At 71.5% G+C, this 17,891-nt stretch carries 15 protein-coding genes; 13 read left to right on the forward strand and 2 right to left on the reverse strand.

Features of this window, described 5'->3' with window-relative positions; genetic code table 11:
- The 5 genes from HW837_RS24305 to obgE all read left to right on the forward strand — a co-directional run.
- Positions 1-3,459, forward strand: a 3,459-nt coding sequence (locus tag HW837_RS24305) for an Rne/Rng family ribonuclease (RefSeq protein WP_193383459.1), incomplete at its 5' end; no start/stop codon positions are given.
- 325 nt (positions 3,460-3,784) lie between these two features.
- A complete protein-coding gene (locus tag HW837_RS24310) occupies positions 3,785-5,086 on the forward strand; it encodes a phospholipase D-like domain-containing protein (protein WP_045557527.1) in 1,302 nt (433 codons plus the stop codon).
- A gap of 195 nt (positions 5,087-5,281) precedes the next feature.
- A complete protein-coding gene (rplU, locus tag HW837_RS24315; protein WP_033525816.1) occupies positions 5,282-5,602 on the forward strand; it encodes a 50S ribosomal protein L21 in 321 nt (106 codons plus the stop codon).
- 14 nt (positions 5,603-5,616) lie between these two features.
- Positions 5,617-5,871 (forward strand): 50S ribosomal protein L27, encoded by a 255-nt coding sequence (gene rpmA, locus HW837_RS24320; RefSeq protein WP_045557526.1) that lies wholly within the window; start codon positions 5,617-5,619, stop codon positions 5,869-5,871.
- Between the two features lie 146 nt (positions 5,872-6,017).
- A complete protein-coding gene (gene obgE / locus HW837_RS24325) occupies positions 6,018-7,454 on the forward strand; it encodes a GTPase ObgE (RefSeq protein WP_045557525.1) in 1,437 nt (478 codons plus the stop codon).
- Positions 7,455-7,771: 317 nt separating this feature from the next.
- Here the strand turns inward: obgE and HW837_RS24330 are convergent, their stop codons facing one another.
- Positions 7,772-9,841, reverse strand: a complete 2,070-nt coding sequence (locus HW837_RS24330) for a membrane protein (RefSeq protein ID WP_045557524.1) — start codon at positions 9,839-9,841, stop codon at positions 7,772-7,774.
- A gap of 346 nt (positions 9,842-10,187) precedes the next feature.
- On the opposite strand from HW837_RS24330, the gene proB reads away from it, so the two are divergent.
- From proB to HW837_RS24355, 5 genes are all read left to right on the forward strand, one after another.
- Positions 10,188-11,294 carry a glutamate 5-kinase gene (gene proB / locus HW837_RS24335; protein WP_045557523.1) on the forward strand — a complete coding sequence of 369 codons (1,107 nt, stop codon included), beginning with the start codon at positions 10,188-10,190 and terminating at the stop codon, positions 11,292-11,294.
- Between the two features lie 196 nt (positions 11,295-11,490).
- Positions 11,491-11,958 (forward strand): hypothetical protein, encoded by a 468-nt coding sequence (locus tag HW837_RS24340; RefSeq protein WP_045557522.1) that lies wholly within the window; start codon positions 11,491-11,493, stop codon positions 11,956-11,958.
- A 144-nt stretch (positions 11,959-12,102) separates the two neighbouring features.
- Positions 12,103-13,389, forward strand: a complete 1,287-nt coding sequence (locus HW837_RS24345; RefSeq protein ID WP_045557521.1) for a glutamate-5-semialdehyde dehydrogenase — start codon at positions 12,103-12,105, stop codon at positions 13,387-13,389.
- A gap of 119 nt (positions 13,390-13,508) precedes the next feature.
- Positions 13,509-14,099, forward strand: coding sequence for an SCO2584 family spore wall biosynthesis protein (locus tag HW837_RS24350; RefSeq protein WP_060884730.1), 591 nt, complete (start codon positions 13,509-13,511; stop codon positions 14,097-14,099).
- Positions 14,100-14,222: 123 nt separating this feature from the next.
- Positions 14,223-15,293, forward strand: a complete 1,071-nt coding sequence (locus tag HW837_RS24355) for an SCO2583 family membrane protein (RefSeq protein WP_093790881.1) — start codon at positions 14,223-14,225, stop codon at positions 15,291-15,293.
- Between the two features lie 121 nt (positions 15,294-15,414).
- Here the strand turns inward: HW837_RS24355 and HW837_RS24360 are convergent, their stop codons facing one another.
- Positions 15,415-16,494: a M48 family metallopeptidase gene (locus tag HW837_RS24360; RefSeq protein ID WP_093790882.1), complete on the reverse strand. Its 1,080-nt coding sequence runs from the start codon at positions 16,492-16,494 to the stop codon at positions 15,415-15,417.
- Between the two features lie 98 nt (positions 16,495-16,592).
- Between HW837_RS24360 and HW837_RS24365 the strand changes: the two genes are divergently transcribed.
- The 3 genes from HW837_RS24365 to nadD all read left to right on the forward strand — a co-directional run bounded on the left by HW837_RS24365 (position 16,593) and on the right by nadD (position 17,877).
- A complete protein-coding gene (locus HW837_RS24365; RefSeq protein ID WP_045557517.1) occupies positions 16,593-16,763 on the forward strand; it encodes a hypothetical protein in 171 nt (56 codons plus the stop codon).
- 177 nt (positions 16,764-16,940) lie between these two features.
- Positions 16,941-17,108, forward strand: coding sequence for a hypothetical protein (locus tag HW837_RS24370; RefSeq protein WP_045557516.1), 168 nt, complete (start codon positions 16,941-16,943; stop codon positions 17,106-17,108).
- A 58-nt stretch (positions 17,109-17,166) separates the two neighbouring features.
- The gene (nadD, locus tag HW837_RS24375; RefSeq protein ID WP_045557515.1) at positions 17,167-17,877 is read left to right on the forward strand and encodes a nicotinate-nucleotide adenylyltransferase; all 711 of its coding nucleotides are present in this window, start codon (positions 17,167-17,169) and stop codon (positions 17,875-17,877) included.
- Positions 17,878-17,891 lie beyond the last annotated feature (14 nt).

A 17,891-nucleotide genomic window follows, 5' to 3' on the forward strand; every position in this document is an offset into this window, starting at 1 on the left:
CCCGCGGAGGCCGGGGAGACCGCGCCCGCCGCCGTTCAGGAGAGTGCGCCGGTGGAGGCGGCGGCCGAGGAGGCCGCGCCCCGTCGCACCCGTCGCCGCGCCACACGCCGGGTCACCGCGCCCGAGGGCGAGGCCGCCGAGACCGTGTCGGCCCCGGCCGAGCAGGCGACGCCCGCGGCCGAGGTCGCCCCGGCGACCGCCGTCGCCGAGCGTGAGCCGGTCGAGGCGCCGCGCGCGGCCGCCGAGGCCGAGCCCGAGGAGGCCGGTCCGCGTCGGGCCCGTCGTCGGTCCACCCGCAAGGCGGCCGGTGGCTTCTCCGAGCCGGCGGCGCCGGCCGGGGAGGACACGCCGTCGCGTCCGTCGCGGCCCGCCGTGGCCGTGTTCCAGGCGCCGGTGTTCACCGAGCCGATGTTCCAGACGCCGGAGCGGGCCGCCGCGCAGGCCGCCGCCGAGGCGCAGTCCGAGACCGAGCCGGTCGAGCCGGTCGAGTCGGCCGAGGCAGCCGAGACCACCGACCTCGGCGGGTTCGCCGAGGAGGAGCCCACCGGCGGCTCGCGGCGTCGCCGCCGTCGCCGGGCCGAGCCCGCCGAGGCCGAGCAGCCCGCCGCCGCCCCCGTGGTCGCCGACGAGCCGGAGGAGCCCGAGGACTCCGAGGAGACCGGCGAGGCCGCCGACGAGGGCGACGAGTACGGCGAGGAGGAGTCCACCGGGTCGCGGCGTCGCCGTCGCCGTGGTGGCCGCCGCCGTCGCCGGGGCGAGTCCGCCGAGGCCGAGGACGCCGCCGAGGGCGACGACCTCGCCGCCGAGCAGGCCGAGCAGGACGCCGAGGACACCGCCGAGCAGCTGGACGAGGACGCCGAGGACGACGGCGACGAGCGCGAGGAGTCCGGTTCGGGCTCCAGCAGCAGCCGTCGGCGCCGTCGCCGTCGTCGCCGCGCCGGTGACTCCGGCACCGAGGCCGAGACGGGCTCGGACGACCCCGAGCGCACGGTCGTCAAGGTCCGCGAGCCGCGCGAGCCGCGCGAGCGGCGCGCCAAGGAGACCGAGTTCTCCGACGAGGTGCAGTCCATCAAGGGCTCCACCCGGCTGGAGGCCAAGAAGCAGCGCCGCCGGGAAGGCCGCGAGCAGGGCCGCCGTCGCGTCCCGATCATCACCGAGGCCGAGTTCCTCGCCCGCCGCGAGGCCGTCGAGCGCGTCATGGTCGTCCGCCAGAGCGGTGAGCGCACCCAGATCGGCGTCCTGGAAGACAACGTGCTCGTCGAGCACTACGTCAACAAGGAGCAGGCGACCTCGTACGTCGGCAACGTCTACCTCGGCAAGGTGCAGAACGTGCTGCCGTCGATGGAGGCCGCCTTCATCGACATCGGCAAGGGGCGCAACGCCGTCCTGTACGCCGGTGAGGTCAACTTCGAGGCGCTGGGCATGGCCAACGGCCCGCGCCGTATCGAGTCCGCGCTCAAGTCCGGTCAGTCGGTCCTCGTCCAGGTGACCAAGGACCCGATCGGGCACAAGGGCGCGCGTCTGACCAGCCAGGTCTCCCTGCCCGGCCGGTACCTGGTCTACGTCCCCGAGGGGTCGATGACCGGTATCAGCCGCAAGCTGCCCGACACCGAGCGGGCCCGGCTGAAGACCATCCTCAAGAAGATCGTCCCCGAGGACGCGGGCGTCATCGTGCGCACCGCCGCCGAGGGCGCGAGCGAGGACGAGCTGCGCCGTGACGTCGAGCGGCTGCAGGCGCAGTGGGAGGACATCCAGAAGAAGGCCAAGAACGGCAACGCGCCGACGCTGCTGTACGGCGAGCCGGACATGACCGTCCGGGTCGTCCGCGACATCTTCAACGAGGACTTCTCCAAGGTCATCGTGAGCGGCGAGGAGGCCTGGGAGACCATCCACGGGTATGTCTCGCACGTCGCGCCCGACCTCGCGGAGCGCCTTCAGAAGTGGACCTCCGAGGTCGACGTCTTCGCGACGTACCGCATCGACGAGCAGCTGATGAAGGCGCTGGACCGCAAGGTGTGGCTGCCCAGCGGTGGTTCGCTGGTGATCGACAAGACCGAGGCCATGATCGTGGTCGACGTCAACACCGGTAAGTTCACCGGCCAGGGCGGCAACCTGGAGGAGACGGTCACCAGGAACAACCTGGAGGCGGCCGAGGAGATCGTGCGTCAGCTGCGGCTGCGTGACCTCGGCGGCATCGTCGTCATCGACTTCATCGACATGGTCCTGGAGTCCAACCGGGACCTGGTGCTGCGGCGCCTGCTGGAGTGCCTGGGACGCGACCGTACGAAGCACCAGGTCGCCGAGGTCACCTCGCTGGGCCTGGTGCAGATGACCCGCAAGCGGGTCGGCCAGGGTCTGCTGGAGTCCTTCTCCGAGACCTGTGTCCACTGCAACGGGCGCGGCGTGATCGTGCACATGGACCAGCCGACCGCCCCGGGCGGTGGCGGCAAGCGCCGCAAGCGCGGGCGTGGCGGTGCCGAGCACGACCACGAGCACGTGTCCGCTCCCGAGGCCGTCGAGCCGGCGGAGTCGGCCGAGCTGGTCGAGGCCGAGGTGGCCGCCGAGGTCGCCGAGCCCGTGGCGCTGCCCGCGCCGGAGTTCGAGCCGGACGAGGAGCTGTACAGCAGCGTCGCCGAGGCCGAGGCGGCGGTCGGCCGCGGCCGTTCGCGCCGTCGGGCGACCCGCCGGGCGTCGGCGCCCTCCGGTGCCCCGAAGTCCCGCGAGTCCCGCGAGGCCGTGGCGGTCACCACCGTCTCCGAGGACCGTGCCCCGAAGTCGCGGGAGGCCGCCGAGGCGGAGCCCGTCGCGGTGGAGGACCCGGTCGTCGAGATGCCGGCCGCCGCGCCGAGCACCGAGGAGGCCGCGCCCAAGGGCCGTACGCGTCGTCGGGCGACCCGGAAGGTGTCCGCCCCCGCCGGCGCGCCGGCCGGGGCGGCCGCGGACGACGCCGTGGTCACGGTCGAGCCGACCCCGGAGCCGGTCGCCGAGCCGGTCGTCGAGCCCGTGGCCGAGGAGGTCGCGCAGCCCGAGGCGGCGGTCGTCGCCGAGAGCGCGGCTCCGGCGCGTCCGCGTCGGCGTGCCGTGCGCAAGGCGACCGCGCCCACCGCGTCCGAGGAGGCGGCCGTGGTCGTGGTCCCGTCGGCTCCGGCCGAGGACGCGGCCGAGGCCCCCGTCGAGGCTCCGGTCGAGGAGGCCGCTCCGGCCGCCGAGGAGACCGAGGCCGGGACCGAGGCCGAGGCGCCCGCCAAGAAGGCGGCGGCGCGCAAGACAGCCAAGAAGGCCACGGCGAAGAAGGCCGCCACGAAGAAGACGGCGGCCGCCAAGAAGACCGTCGCGAAGAAGACCACGGCCAAGAAGGCGGCCACGAAGGCCGCCACCAAGAAGGCGGCCGCGAAGAAGACCACGGTGGCCGCCGAGCAGTCCTCGGCCACGGTGACGGCTTCGACCGACGAGGGCTGAGCCCACGGGGCGGACGTCCGGTCCGCTCCAACTGATGCCCCCGGCGGGTGGTTTGACCACCCGCCGGGGGCATCGGCGTGTACGGGGAGAGTAACTTCACACCCGCTGGGAAGCTTTGTGCGGGTTTGCCGTTCTCTGTCGTCTCATCCGCACCCCCTCGCGCTTGGAGCCTCCTCTGACGCCTGTAACACTCACGTAGTCGAATTCGCAGTCGTATACGCAGTGGTGAGTGCTGTCGAGGACATTCCGGCAGAGCGAGTCGGCGCGGAGCAAGACAGAGCAAGGCAGAGCAAGGCAGAGCAGGGCGGGAACGGGGAGGGATCGCATGGCGCGCACGCGTGTGCGGGGAGCGGTGGCGCTGGCCACCGTGCTGGCGGCGGCCGGTGTGCAGGTGACGACGGCCGCGGGAGTCGCGCAGGCCGCGCCGAACTGGACCGAAGGCCCGCTCTTCAACGACCCGTTGGGCGACGGGAACGCGCAACTCGCCATACGCACCCGGCTGATCGAGCTGACGGACGCCGCGCTGCCCGGCTCCACCATCAAGGTCGCCGTCTACCACGTGTGGGAGGCGTCGGTCGTCGACGCCCTCGTCGCCGCGAAGAACCGGGGCGTGCACGTCCAGGTCCTGCTGGACGAGTCGAGCGTCAGCGACCGCCCCACCAACACCGCGTACGGCAACCTGGTCGCGGCGCTCGGCACCGACCGGACCAAGGGGTCGTACATAGCGACCTGCGCGGTCGACCGGTCCTGCCTCGGCGATCCGAAGTACGGGCAGTCGATCATGCACAACAAGTTCTGGCTGTTCTCGGCGGTCGAGGGCGCCACCAACGTGGTCGTGCAGACGACGTCGAACTCGACGCCCTCCGCGCACACCAAGTTCTTCAACGACGCGCTGCTGCTGCCGGACAACCCGACGATGTACGACGCGTACGCGGACTACTTCGACACGATGGTCGCCCGGGACTGGGCGGCCTGGGAGTACCGGACCGTCAGCAACGGCCTCTACAAGGCGTACTTCTTCCCCCGGGCCGGGAGCACTCGGGCCACCGACACCGTGTACTCCGTGCTCAACAACGTGCAGTGCTCGTACAAGGACAGCGCCGGGGTGGCGCGGAAGACCTGGGTGCGGGTCGCGATCTTCAAGATCACGCGGTTGGCGATCGCCGAGAAGCTGGTGGCCCTGAAGCAGGCCGGCTGCAACGTGAGCATCGTGTACGCCGAGTCCGACAGCGCCAAGAGCAGCGGCGGGACCAAGGGGACGTGGGAGAAGCTGCACACGTCCGGCGGACCGACCGTGCGGTGCTACAACGACGACCGGGACCCGCTGAACCCGGGGAACAAGCTGACCACTCCGTACATCATCCACACCAAGTACATCCTGGTGGACGGCCAGTACGACGGCGTCCGCAACAAGATCAGCTTCACCGGGTCGGGCAACTACACCGGGCCCGCGCTGCGCGAGAACGACGAGGCGATCGTCAAGGTCGACGACGACGCGGTGCACGACATGTACCGGACGCACTTCGACAAGGTGATCGGCGTCGCCTACCCGGGCAAGGCGGACACCACCGACCTGTGCAAGGGCGTGAAGCCGCTGCCGGCGGACGGCGAGAAGCCCGCCGGGTAGCGGGGGAGGGGCTCGGTTTGACCCCTTCGGGCGTGGCCCCGTAACCTTGACCGTCGGCGTGTCCGTAGGTAGAGACGCGTCACATCCCCGTAAACCTCATTCCTTCCGCGCGCCGGGCGCCGTGGGAGAGGCCGTTCGCATGTCGGGCGGCTGGACTGCGGGGGTGCCGTTCCCGAGCGAGAGAGTGAGATCCGCGTGTACGCCATCGTGCGCAGCGGTGGTCGCCAGCACAAGGTTGCTGTCGGCGACATCGTTGAGGTTGACAAGATTTCCACCGCCAATGTCGGCGACACGGTCGAGCTCTCGACCCTGCTCGTCGTCGACGGCGACGCTGTGACCAGCGACCCGTGGGTGCTGGCCGGCATCAAGGTCCAGGCCGAGGTCGTGGACCACCACAAGGGCCAGAAGATCGACATTCTGCGCTACAAGAACAAGACCGGCTACCGCCGTCGTCAGGGCCACCGCCAGCAGTACACGGCGATCAAGGTCACTGAGATCCCCGCGGCTGCGAAGTAAGGGACTGAGGAGAGATGGCACACAAGAAGGGCGCATCGTCCACCCGGAACGGTCGCGACTCCAACGCTCAGCGGCTCGGCGTGAAGCGCTTCGGCGGTCAGGTCGTCAACGCCGGTGAGATCCTGGTCCGCCAGCGCGGCACGCACTTCCACCCGGGCGCGGGTGTCGGCCGCGGCAAGGACGACACGCTGTTCGCGCTGTCCGCCGGTGCGGTCGAGTTCGGCACCGCCCGTGGGCGCAAGGTCGTGAACATCGTTCCGGTCGGCTGATTCGGATCAGTCTTCGGACAATCTTTCGCGAGGCGGACCTCACTTCCCGTTCGGGAAGGCGGGTCCGCCTTTCGCGTGTTAACCAAGAACTGAACCCGTACCACCCTCGGCCGCCGGCCGGGGGGACCCCCAGGAGGCACCCCACCATGACCACCTTCGTGGACCGCGTCGAGCTGCATGTCGCCGCGGGTAACGGAGGTCACGGCTGTGCCTCCGTCCACCGGGAGAAGTTCAAGCCGCTCGGCGGCCCCGACGGCGGCAACGGCGGACGGGGCGGCGACGTCGTCCTGACCGTCGACCAGTCGGTGACGACGCTCCTCGAGTACCACCACTCCCCGCATCGCAAGGCCACCAACGGCAAGCCCGGAGAGGGCGGCAACCGCTCCGGCAAGGACGGCCAGGACCTGGTCCTGCCGGTCCCGGACGGCACCGTCGTGCTCGACCGGCAGGGGAACGTCCTCGCCGACCTCGTCGGTCACGGCACCTCCTTCGTCGCCGCCCAGGGCGGCCGCGGCGGCCTCGGCAACGCGGCCCTCGCCTCCGCCCGCCGCAAGGCCCCCGGCTTCGCGCTGCTCGGCGTGCCCGGCGACACGGGCGACATCGTGCTGGAGCTCAAGACCGTCGCCGACGTGGCGCTGGTCGGCTACCCCAGCGCAGGCAAGTCCTCGCTGATCTCGGTCCTGTCCGCCGCCAAGCCGAAGATCGCGGACTACCCGTTCACGACCCTCGTCCCCAACCTGGGCGTGGTCACGGCCGGCGAGACGGTCTACACGATCGCCGACGTGCCCGGCCTGATCCCGGGCGCCAGCCAGGGCAAGGGCCTCGGCCTCGAGTTCCTGCGCCACGTCGAGCGGTGCAGCGTCCTCGTCCACGTCCTCGACACCGCGACGCTGGAGTCGGACCGCGACCCCGTCTCCGACCTCGACATCATCGAGGAGGAGCTGACGCAGTACGGCGGGCTCGACAAGCGGCCCCGGATCGTCGTCCTCAACAAGATCGACGTGCCCGACGGCAAGGACCTCGCCGAGATGGTCCGGCCGGACCTGGAGGCCCGCGGCTACCGCGTCTTCGAGGTGTCCGCCGTCGCCCACACCGGGCTGAGGGAGCTGTCCTTCGCCCTCGCCGACCTCGTGGGCCGGGCGCGTGCCGCGAAGCCCAAGGAGGAGGCGACGAGGATCGTCATCCGGCCCAAGGCCGTCGACGACGCGGGCTTCACGGTCGTGCGGGAGGAGGACGGTCTCTTCCGGGTGCGCGGCGAGAAGCCCGAGCGCTGGGTGCGCCAGACCGACTTCAGCAACGACGAGGCCGTCGGCTACCTCGCCGACCGGCTCAACCGCCTCGGTGTCGAGGAGGAGCTGATGAAGGCGGGCGCCCGCTCCGGCGACGGCGTCGCCATCGGCCCCGAGGACAACGCGGTCGTCTTCGACTGGGAGCCGACGGTCATGGCCGGTGCGGAGATGCTCGGCCGCCGGGGCGAGGACCACCGCTTCGAGGCGCCGCGGCCCGCGGTCCAGCGCCGCCGCGACCGGCAGGCCGAGCGGGACGAGCTCCAGAAGGAGTACGACGACTTCGAGCCGTTCTAGGGGTGCCGGGGGCGCTCTGGGGCTCTGCGACGGCCGGGGGATCCCTCGGAGTCAGGGGCCCTGCGGCGCTCTGGTGCCGACCGGGGGCGGGTTTCGCTGACCGGCGCTCGCCGCGCGCCGCCTGCGCCCACCCGTGCCCCGTCAGGGGCGCGGGGAACTGCGCGAGCAACCACGTACGTGCCGCGGTCGCCCTACCGGCTCAGCCCCCGAGCTGACGGGCGGTCTTCCACCCGGCCTTCCACCCGGCCCGCAACGGCCCGCACACGACGAAGGGCCCCGGTCACGACCGGGGCCCTTCGGCTGCTGACGGACGGCCGTCAGGCCAGTGCCTCCGTGGTCTCGCCCTCCGCGAGCTCGTCGCTCGACTCCTCCGGCTTCCGCGGTGACGGCACCTCGTCGGCGAGGCGCGACTCCATACGGGCGCGACGGTCGTCCGCCTTGGCGCACAGCGCCTTCACCGCGAGGTCGAAGCGGACCAGGGACGGCGGGTCCGAGGGGCCGAGCAGCTGCTCCTTGAGCTCGGCGCGGGCCGGCGCGAACCGGTCCTTCTCGGGGTTGCGGACCGCGTCCAGCAGCGCCGGCACACCGTCCGCCTTGGGCGTCAGCACGACACCCGCGGAGACCGTCGGGAACGCCGCCCGGAACGCCACCTCCGGAAGCCCGGAGGTGTTGGCGACCGAGTACGGCTTCTCGCTGGACAGCCAGTCGGAGACCACCGACGAGACATCGCTGATCAGCAGGTCCGACGCGTTGAAGCAGGCGAAGATCGCGGGTCGCGCCTCGGTGACGATCCGGTGCTCCCACTCCGGGAACGACGCCCAGTACGCCTTCTCCCAGGCCAGCGTCGCCTCCGCGATGGCCGCCTCGCGGTCCCCGCTCGGCGTGCCCTGGAGCAGCATCCGCTCCATCTCGTCCGCGCTGGTCCGGAACGACGTCGAGGTCAGCTTGTCCAACTCGGCCGTACGGCGTACCAGTTCGGCGGCCGCCTCCGGACCGGGGCGAGCGCCGGACCGCTTGGTGTTGGCCTCCCGGATCATCGCCTTGATCCGCTCGTTCGCGGCGCCCGCGCGCGGGTCGACCGAGCCGGTCATCGGGTGCGGCTTGTACAGCAGCCGGACCTTGTCGTCGGCGAGGAGCTGCCGGACGATGTTCTCGCCGGCCAGGACCACGGACGTGTTGCCGGGGTTGCCGTCCCAGCCCTCCCAGGTGGGGGCGTAGAGGACGGTGGTGTACGCGCCGGTCGGCGGGCCCGCGTACGGGCGGATCGGCGCCAGCTGCGGGCGGCCGACCTCGACGATGTCCTTGTCCTCCACGCCGACCTCGGCGAGCGCGTACCGCTCGCGCGCCGCGGGACCGGCGACCCACACCTCGTCGTACGCCTTGGCGTACGGGTTGCAGGAGGACAGCTTGTCGCTCTCGCCGTGGTTGATGAAGGCGTGCTTGATCGTGGGGATGCGCAGCACCTGGGAGGTCTTCGCGGCGTTCGCCGGGTGCAGCATCATCTTCAGCGTCGAGTTCTCCAGGGAGAACATCGTGGAGACCTTCGGGAAGCAGATGACCGGCACGTCCGTCGCGTCGATCTTCTGCACCATGAAGCGCTCACGCAGCACGATCAGCGGCTTCTCCAGCTGGGAGAGCGTGGAGAGCCACATGTTCGCCTGGTACGCCGAGGTGGTGCCGCCGGAGAAGTACATCGCGGTGGTCGGCCGGTAGTCGGCGAGCCACCTGTCAAGCCACTCCATGACCTGCTGCTCGTTCTTCGCGCGCTTCTTCGGCAGCAGCCAGGTCGCCAGGTGGGCGGTGCCCAGGACGAGCAGGGCGAGCCCGGTGCCGACGCCGGCGAAGCCCCAGACGGCGTCCTGCGTGGCCGCCGTGAGCGTCAGGCCGGCCGTGACCGGCAGGGAGAAGGTGAGCAGCCGGTGGGCCTGGCGGCGGGCCAGGATGCGCGGCGGGGCGGCGGTCAGGCGCAGCTCGGAGGCGTCGATGTTGCGGGTGACGATCGGCAGGGTCCGGGTGCGGCGGACCAGCACCGAGACGGCCTGGCAGGCGAAGTGCACCGCATAGAAGGCGATCAGGGCGACCAGCAGAGGGGCCTGCTCGCGCAGCGGATCGATGCCGTCGATGCGCAGCAGCCCCACCAGGATCAGCATGTCGCGGAGCAACTGGCGCACCAGCGCGTCGAAGCGGACCTTGCCCAACAGGGCGAGCAGTCCGGGATCCCGGTACTGGAGGAACGTGTCCAGGAGGAGGCCCGCCGCGCTCGCGGCGACGAACACGGGGATGTTCGGCAGCAGAGCGGAGACGATCTGGGCCGTGAAGAGCGCGAACATCGCGAGCAGCGCTGACAGCTGCGCGATGCGGCGGGGTGCGAGGCGTGCGGAGGGCACGGGCTGGGCTCCTGCGGAGGGTGCGACGGACGAAGGGGGGAGGGGCAAGTCTGGGGGTGGCCTGAGGAGGCCGATCCCTGACCGTATGACCTAGGGAGGTCGAGGAGCAATCTCCCGAGGGCGCAAGGTTCGCATGTCAGACATAACGCCGGGAACCTTGAGGGACGTCACACCATCTCCTCATAAAGGGCTCCGCGCCGGACCGTCCCCTTCCGCACCGGCGGCCGTGCCGTCCGCCCCTCGAAATGAGAACGCGTCCGGCCCGCGCCCTCCCGTAGATTGCGCAGTGCACACACCGGGCTGGTTCGGAACATTGGGGATACAGGTGTCAGCGGCAAGGCAGGGCGTGCGGGACGCGCACCGGATCGTCGTCAAGGTGGGCTCCTCGTCGCTGACGACGGCCTCCGGAGGCCTCGACGCGGACCGGGTGGACGCCCTCGTGGACGTCCTCGCCAAGGCCCGCAGCGGCGGCGAGCGGGAGGTCGTGCTGGTCTCGTCCGGCGCCATCGCCGCCGGGCTCGCGCCCCTGGGCCTGCGCCGCCGCCCCAAGGACCTCGCCCGGCAGCAGGCCGCCGCCAGCGTCGGCCAGGGCCTGCTGGTGGCCCGCTACACCGCCTCCTGCGCCCGCTACGGCATCCGGGTCGGCCAGGTGCTCCTCACCTCCGATGACATGAGCCGCCGCGCCCACCACCGCAACGCCTCCCGCACCCTCGACAAGCTCCTCGCGATGGGCGCCCTGCCGGTCGTCAACGAGAACGACACCGTCGCCACGGACGAGATCCGCTTCGGCGACAACGACCGCCTCGCCGCCCTCGTCGCCCACCTCGTCCGGGCGGACCTGCTGGTCCTGCTGTCGGACGTGGACGGCGTCTACGACGGCGACCCCAGCAGGCCCGGCACGTCGCGGATAGCGGAGGTACGGGGCCCGGAGGACCTCGCGCACGTGGAGATCGGCAGCGCCGGCAAGGCGGGCGTCGGCACCGGCGGCATGGTCACCAAGGTCGAGGCGGCCGGCATCGCCACCGGCGCGGGCATCCCCGTGGTCCTGACCAGCGCCGTCCACGCGGCGGAGGCCCTCTCCGGCGGCGACACCGGCACGTACTTCCACCCCACCGGCAAGCGGTCCGCCGACCGGCTGCTCTGGCTCCAGCACGCCTCCACCCCGCAGGGCGCGCTCGTCCTCGACGAGGGCGCCGTCCGCGCGGTCGTCGAGCGACGTACGTCACTGCTGCCGGCCGGCATCGCGTCCGTCGAGGGCGACTTCACCGCCGGCGACCCCGTGGAACTGCGTGACGGAGCGGGCCGTGCCGTCGCGCGCGGACTGGTGAACTTCGACGCCAAGGAGATCCCCCAGCTGATCGGCCGCTCGACCCGGGAACTGGCGCGCGAGCTGGGTCCCGCGTACGAACGAGAGGTCGTACACAGGGACGACCTCGTCCTCCTGCGTCCCTGACCAGCGGCCCACCGGAGGGGCCGGAGCACAGGCCCCGGCGGTGCACGTTCCGTAAAACCGCCACACGAAGTCCTTGAGCCTGCTCAACTTTGTCCCAGGGAGATTCCGCACGACCTGTCGCAGGCCCGTTGCACGACCCGTTGCACGACCTGTTGTGAGGCACTACATCGTTGCGAAGGAGGCCGTCGTGAGACGAGTGCGCCCCGGGGCCGCGGCGTCCCGTGGTGGGGGTACCTCCCGTGCGGCCGGCGAGGAGCGGACGCTCACCAGCGTCGCCGCCTCGGACACGTACGAGGGCGACCACGTCGAGGAGCCGCAGGACCTGCCCCGGCTGTGGCACGTCACGCTGAGCCTCTCCGGGCCCGAGGCCCCCCTCAAGGAGGTGCGGCGCGGCCTCGAACAGCTCGCCCACGACCACCCCTTTCTGCTGACCAGCCGCTACGCCCAAGACCACGCCGAGATCCGCTACTGGGAGGAGGCCCGCGACCTCCACGACGCGGCCGCCGTCGCCCTGCGCCTGTGGGGTGAGCACCGCCGGACGGCCGGGCTGCCGCCCTGGGAGATCGTCGGCCTGGAGGTCATCGACCGCCAGACCTACCACCAGCGCATCGCCGAGGGCTACGGACCCGCCCCGGCCACGCCCGTGGGGGTCCACCCTTACTGACCGCCCCGCCGCCGGGAGGACCCGCGAAACCCGCGAACGTCCCTCCGCGAGGCCCCTCCGTGTCCCCCGCGGGCGTGACGCGCCGGTGTCTCGCGCTGTGGAACACGCGGCAGCCCCCTCCACCGGGCGGACTACCCTTCCTTTATGACCTCGCTCTCGCCGTACGACTCCATGACGCCGGTCACCCGGGCCGCCTACCGTGCCAAGGCCGCCGCCGCCGACCTCGCGCCGCTCCCGCGCGCCGACAAGGACGACGCGCTGCTCGCCATCGCCGACGCGCTGGAAGTCCGTACGAGTGACGTCATCGAGGCCAACGCCAAGGACATCGAGCGGGCCCGGGAGGCCGGCACCAGCGAGGCGATCGTCGACCGGCTGACGCTGACCCCGGAGCGGATCCGCGCGATCGCCGCCGACGTTCGCGACGTCGCCGCGCTGCCCGACCCGGTCGGCGAGGTCGTCCGCGGCTCCACCCTCCCCAACGGCATCGACCTGCGCCAGGTCCGCGTCCCGCTCGGCGTCGTCGGCATCATCTACGAGGCCCGCCCGAACGTGACCGTGGACGCCGCCGCGCTCTGCCTGAAGTCCGGCAACGCGGTCCTGCTGCGCGGCTCGTCCTCCGCCGTCGAGTCCAACACCGCCCTCGTACGGGTCCTGCGGGACGCCGTCGGCGGCGCGGGCCTGCCCGCCGACGCCGTCCAGCTGGTCCCCGGCGAGAGCCGCGAGTCGGTGCGCGAGCTGATGCGCGCCCGCGGACTGGTCGACGTGCTCATCCCGCGCGGCGGCGCCTCCCTGATCCGCACGGTCGTCGAGGAGTCCACCGTCCCGGTGATCGAGACCGGCACGGGCAACTGCCACGTCTACGTCGACGCGGTCGCCGACCTCGACATGGCGATCGAGATCCTGATCAACTCCAAGGCCCACCGCGTCAGCGTCTGCAACGCCGCCGAGACCCTCCTCGTCCACCAGGACATCGCCCCCGAGTTCCTGCCCCGCGCCCTCGACGCGCTCGCCGACGCCGGGGTCACGGTCCACGCCGACGAGCGCGTGATGGCCTACGCCAAGGACTCCAAGGCCACGGTCGTCGAGGCCACCACGGAGGACTGGGAGACCGAGTACCTGTCGTACGACATCGCCGCCGCCGTGGTCGACTCCCTCGACCGGGCCGTGGAGCACATCCGGCTGTGGAGCTCCGGCCACACGGAGGCGATCGTGACGACCTCCCAGCAGGCCGCCCGCCGCTTCACCCAACTGGTCGACTCCACCACGGTCGCCGTCAACGCCTCGACCCGCTTCACCGACGGCGGTCAGTTCGGATTCGGCGCCGAGATCGGCATCTCCACGCAGAAGCTGCACGCCCGCGGCCCGATGGGTCTGCCCGAGCTGACCAGCACGAAGTACATCGTCACCGGCGACGGACACGTCCGCCGCTAGCCCCACGGGTCCGGTGGGGCGCGTGTCCGTTCCTGTGAACAGCCTGGCGCCTCATCGGCGGAACGGATGAATTTCCTTACCGTCTGCCCAAATTGACCACCCCGGTCTACTCTGGATCCGTGCCGGAGGACGTGGGGGGCACGCCGTTCCCGGACGGCTGGGAGCCCGACGACGACCGCGACCGCGGGGGTATGGACGAAGAGTTCGCCTCCGTGGTCTTCGACGAGGACTTCGTCCGGGCGGCCGTGGTCCACGAGCCGACCGCCGTCGAACGTCTGCTCGCGGCCGCGGAGGCGCGCGCCGCCGCCCAGGAGGCAGAGGCCCGCCGGGCACACTCCAGAGGCGTACGCGACGACGACTTTTACGACGACGGCTTCGGCCCTGATTTCGGCCACCGCCGTGGCGACGACCCGGACGACTTCGACGACGCCGAGATCCTGGAAGACCGCTACGGCCCCGACGGGCCCTACGGCAGGCCGTACGACAAGCAGACCCGCTGGCACCGGCCCGTCGCCTGGATCCTCGCCCTCGTCATGGGCATCGGCATGGTCGCGCTGGCCTTCACCGCGGTCTACCGGGGCGCCTCCTCCGGCCGCGGCGAGAGCCCGCCGCCCGCCACCAGCGGCGTCGAACAGAACCCCCCGACCGGGCCCTCCGCCTCCGCGGACTACTCCCAGCCGGCGGTCTCCGCGGATCCCCGCAGGCCCTGACCCGGCCCCGGTACGCTCCCCGCCGGGCCGAGCGGCGACGCCGCGTGAACCTGGTGAGGACCTGTCAGAACTTGTCGCGCAGCGGTGCGTTTACCGAAGCCTCCGAAGACCTACTCTCCAAGTATGGGCGGGCCAGGAAACCCACCTGAGGGGACTCCCGAGGGCGCCCCCGGCGGTGGAGAGGACGAATACAGATCCGTCGTCTTCGACGAATCGTTCGTCCGGGCTGCCCGCCTCCAGGAGTTCTCCGCCGACGAGCGCCTCTCCGACCACGCCCCCGCCGTGCGCCGCCGCCCGCCCGTGCGCCGCGGCCTCTCCCGGCAGGCCCTGGCCCTCGTCCTGCTGATCGCCCTCGCCTTCGGCACCGCGATCTACATGGGCGTCCGCCACCCGTCCGGCATCCCGTCCGCGGGGCCCACCGAGCCGCTCAGGATGACGGTGATCCCGCTCTCCCCGCAGTCCCCGGTGCCGGGCGCGAAGGACGCGGAGACGCTGTACGCGCGCAGCCCCGCCGCCCAGTTCCGTGTCGGCGCCGAGGGCATCACGATGCCGGCCACCCGGCGCACCGCGCACTTCACCGACAGCCAGGTCGTCTCCGCGCTGACCATCGCCAAGGAGTACCTGGTCGCCTCCGCGCTCGACCCGGAGGTCCTCGGCGGCACCACCGTCCAGCCCGTGCGGCGGCTGCTCGACTCCGAGCAGCTCGACCAGTTCGAGCAGAGCTTCGACCAGCCGGCGGCGGACGGGCGGCACGCTCCCACGGGCTGGCTGGTCCGCTTCGACCCGTCCCGCGCGGAACTCGCCGACCGCAGGATCCGCGTCCAGGGCACCCTCCAGGCCGCCGAGTTCGACTCCGGCACCCTGGAGGTCGTCGCCGCCCACACCCTCGTGTACGCCCTGCGCCCGCCCGGCGACAAGGCCGACGCCGACGCCTCGCTGTTCACCGTCCGGCGCGAGCTGCACTTCCGGTTCGACCAGGACGACCTGCGCACCCACCAGGTCGAGGTCGTCGTCTCCTACGTCCAGGCCGGACCGCTGGCCTGCGCCGACGACGCCACGAATCATCTCCGACCGCTGCTGGCGGGGCAGACCGCGAAGGCGGGCGGGCCGTCCGCCGGCACGGACCCGTACGGCACGGGGGCCGCGACGGCGTTGTGCGGGACCCTGGCAGAGAGTGCGCAGCCGAAGGTGTGAGCCGGGGGTGCGTTGTCGGGTGCGGGTGAGTGGGGCTTCTCGCGCAGTTGCCCGCGCCCCTGAAAAGCTGGGGCTGCGCCCCGTGCTTTTCAGAAGGCCCCACCTACCCGCACCCGACCACCTACTCGTCGTCGCGGGGCCGGTCCTCCTGGGCGGTGGCCGCACCGCCGCCGCCGAAGCCGCGGCGGACCCTGCCGCCGAGGTCGCCCGCGCCGCCCGCGATGTCCGTGACCAGCTTCATCAGCGGGTCCTTGGAGCTCTTCACGCTGCTCGTGTAGTGCGAGGCCGACTCGCGGAAGGAGTCGGTCACCGAGGTGTCCTTGTCCTCGCTGCGCCGCGGGTAGTGCCCGTCCATGATCCGCTGGAAGTCACGGGACTCGGCCCACTTCTTCAGCTCGGCCGCGCGCACCGTGGTGAAGGGGTGCGAGCGGGGCAGCACGTTGAGGATCTTCAGGACGGAGTCGCGCAGGTCGCCCCCGGCCTCGTACTCCTCGGCCTGCGCGAGGAACGCGTCCACGTTCATCTCGTGCAGGTGGTTGCCGCCCGCGATCTTCATCAGACCGCGCATCGACGCCGTGACGTCCTGCCCGACCAGCAGACCCGCCCGGTCGGCGGACAGCTCCGACTTGCGGAACCACTCGCGCAGCGCGGTCACGATCGCCATGATCGCGAGGTTCCCCAGCGGGATCCACGCGACCTTCAGGGCGAGGCTCGTCAGGAAGAGCAGTATCGTCCGGTACACCGAGTGGCCGGAGAGCGCGTGGCCCACCTCGTGACCGATGACGGCCCGCATCTCCTCCTCGTCGAGCAGCTCGACGAGCCCGGTGGTCACGACGATGATCGGCTCGTCCAGACCGATGCACATGGCGTTCGGCTGCGGGTCCTGGTTCACGTACATCGGCGGGACCTTCTCCAGGTCCAGGATGTAGCACGCGTCCCGCAGCATGTCGTTGAGATGGGCGAACTGCTGGTCCGAGACCCGTACGGAGTCGGACAGGAACAGCAGCCTGAGGCTGCGCTCCGGCAGCAGACCGCTGAGTGCCTTGAACACCGTGTCGAAGCCGCTGAGCTTGCGCAGCGCCACCAGCGCCGAGCGGTCCGCGGGGTGTTCGTACGCCCGGGAGGAGATCCCCTCGAAGCGCCTGCGCTGCCTGCTCGGCACGTGCTCGTGCCCGTTCTGCTCGTGGCTGTCGTCCGGCATGTTTCCCCCATGCTCTGTTTGCCCATGTTGCCCCCGAAGCGGGGTCCAGCCTAGGCGGAGTTACCGTGGCAGGGCATCAACCGTAAGGAGCGATCTCCATGGGACATCTCCCGCACCCGCCCGCGTCCGCCTGGCTCACCGAGGCCGCGGACGTCGCCGCGAAGCAACAGGGAGCGGGCAATCTGCTGCGTGTGGTGCTGATCGTGATGGTCCTGGGCTCCGTCCTGATGGCGTGGTTCCTGCTGCGTGGCTACAAGCGGGACGACTGACGCCCGCCGACGACAAGGACGCCGGTGGCGCGCGAACGGTTGTCTCGAACGGGAAGTACGCGCTCCGCGACGGCCCCGTTCACTCCTGGGCGGAGTCGGCGTGATCGCCGACGGACCCCCCGCTTACGATGGGCGGGTCTTTATCCCGATCCCACACCCGGATAGGTCACGCCGACGATGAGCTTCCACAGCACCGCTGCCGACTTGGTCACTCTCGCCGCCGAGGGCGGCGGGGAGCACGGCGGCAACCACGAGAGCCTCAGCCCGTACCTGACCGGCGGCGGAGCATTCGTCGCCCTGATGCTGCTGCTGTGGATCACCACCCGCTTCAACCGCGATCGCTAATCCGCGCAAAAGGACGTTCGAACGGTGCCCGTCGGCCGGGCCGGTAGGCTCTCCACGCATGGGAGAGCAGGAAATGCCTACCGGTCCGGAGCTCGACAGGGCGGCGGACCAGGCGAACGACACCACGGACGGCCGGGCCGACAGCGCCTCCGGCGCAACCGGAAACCGCCCGTCGCAGCCCGGTAGGCGCCGCCTCGGCGTCATGGGCGGCACGTTCGACCCCATCCACCACGGGCACCTCGTGGCGGCCCAGGAGGTCGCCGCCCAGTTCGGTCTCGACGAGGTCGTGTTCGTGCCGACGGGCCAGCCCTGGCAGAAGTCCCACCGCTCGGTCTCGGCGGCCGAGGACCGCTATCTGATGACGGTCATCGCCACGGCCGAGAACCCCCATTTCTCGGTGAGCCGCATCGACATCGACCGCAAGGGTCTCACCTACACCATCGACACCCTGCGTGAACTGCACGAGCTCAACCCGGACTCGGACCTGTTCTTCATCACCGGCGCCGACGCGCTCGGCCAGATCCTCACCTGGCGCGACGCCGAGGAGCTGTTCTCCCTCGCGCACTTCATCGGGGTCACCCGTCCGGGTCACACCCTGGCCGACCCGGGCCTGCCGGCGGGCGGGGTCTCGCTGGTCGAGGTCCCGGCGCTCGCCATCTCCTCCACGGACTGCCGTGCGAGAGTCGCCAAGGGCGACCCCGTCTGGTACCTGGTGCCGGACGGCGTCGTGCGCTACATCGACAAGCGGCAGCTGTACCGCGGCGAGTGAGCCGAGAGGGGCAC

The organism is Streptomyces caniscabiei, from assembly GCF_014930365.1.
In the GTDB taxonomy this organism is placed as follows: Bacteria; Actinomycetota; Actinomycetes; order Streptomycetales; family Streptomycetaceae; genus Streptomyces; species Streptomyces caniscabiei.

Coding starts and splice junctions, on each gene's coding strand:
- HW837_RS24310 (WP_045557527.1), top strand. CDS start 3,785: ATGGCGCGCACGCGTGTGCGGGGAGCGGTGGCGCTGGCCACCGTGCTG.
- rpmA (WP_045557526.1), top strand. CDS start 5,617: ATGGCACACAAGAAGGGCGCATCGTCCACCCGGAACGGTCGCGACTCC.
- obgE (WP_045557525.1), top strand. CDS start 6,018: ATGACCACCTTCGTGGACCGCGTCGAGCTGCATGTCGCCGCGGGTAAC.
- HW837_RS24345 (WP_045557521.1), top strand. CDS start 12,103: ATGACCTCGCTCTCGCCGTACGACTCCATGACGCCGGTCACCCGGGCC.
- HW837_RS24355 (WP_093790881.1), top strand. CDS start 14,223: ATGGGCGGGCCAGGAAACCCACCTGAGGGGACTCCCGAGGGCGCCCCC.
- HW837_RS24360 (WP_093790882.1), bottom strand. CDS start 16,494: ATGCCGGACGACAGCCACGAGCAGAACGGGCACGAGCACGTGCCGAGC.
- HW837_RS24365 (WP_045557517.1), top strand. CDS start 16,593: ATGGGACATCTCCCGCACCCGCCCGCGTCCGCCTGGCTCACCGAGGCC.
- HW837_RS24370 (WP_045557516.1), top strand. CDS start 16,941: ATGAGCTTCCACAGCACCGCTGCCGACTTGGTCACTCTCGCCGCCGAG.
- nadD (WP_045557515.1), top strand. CDS start 17,167: ATGGGAGAGCAGGAAATGCCTACCGGTCCGGAGCTCGACAGGGCGGCG.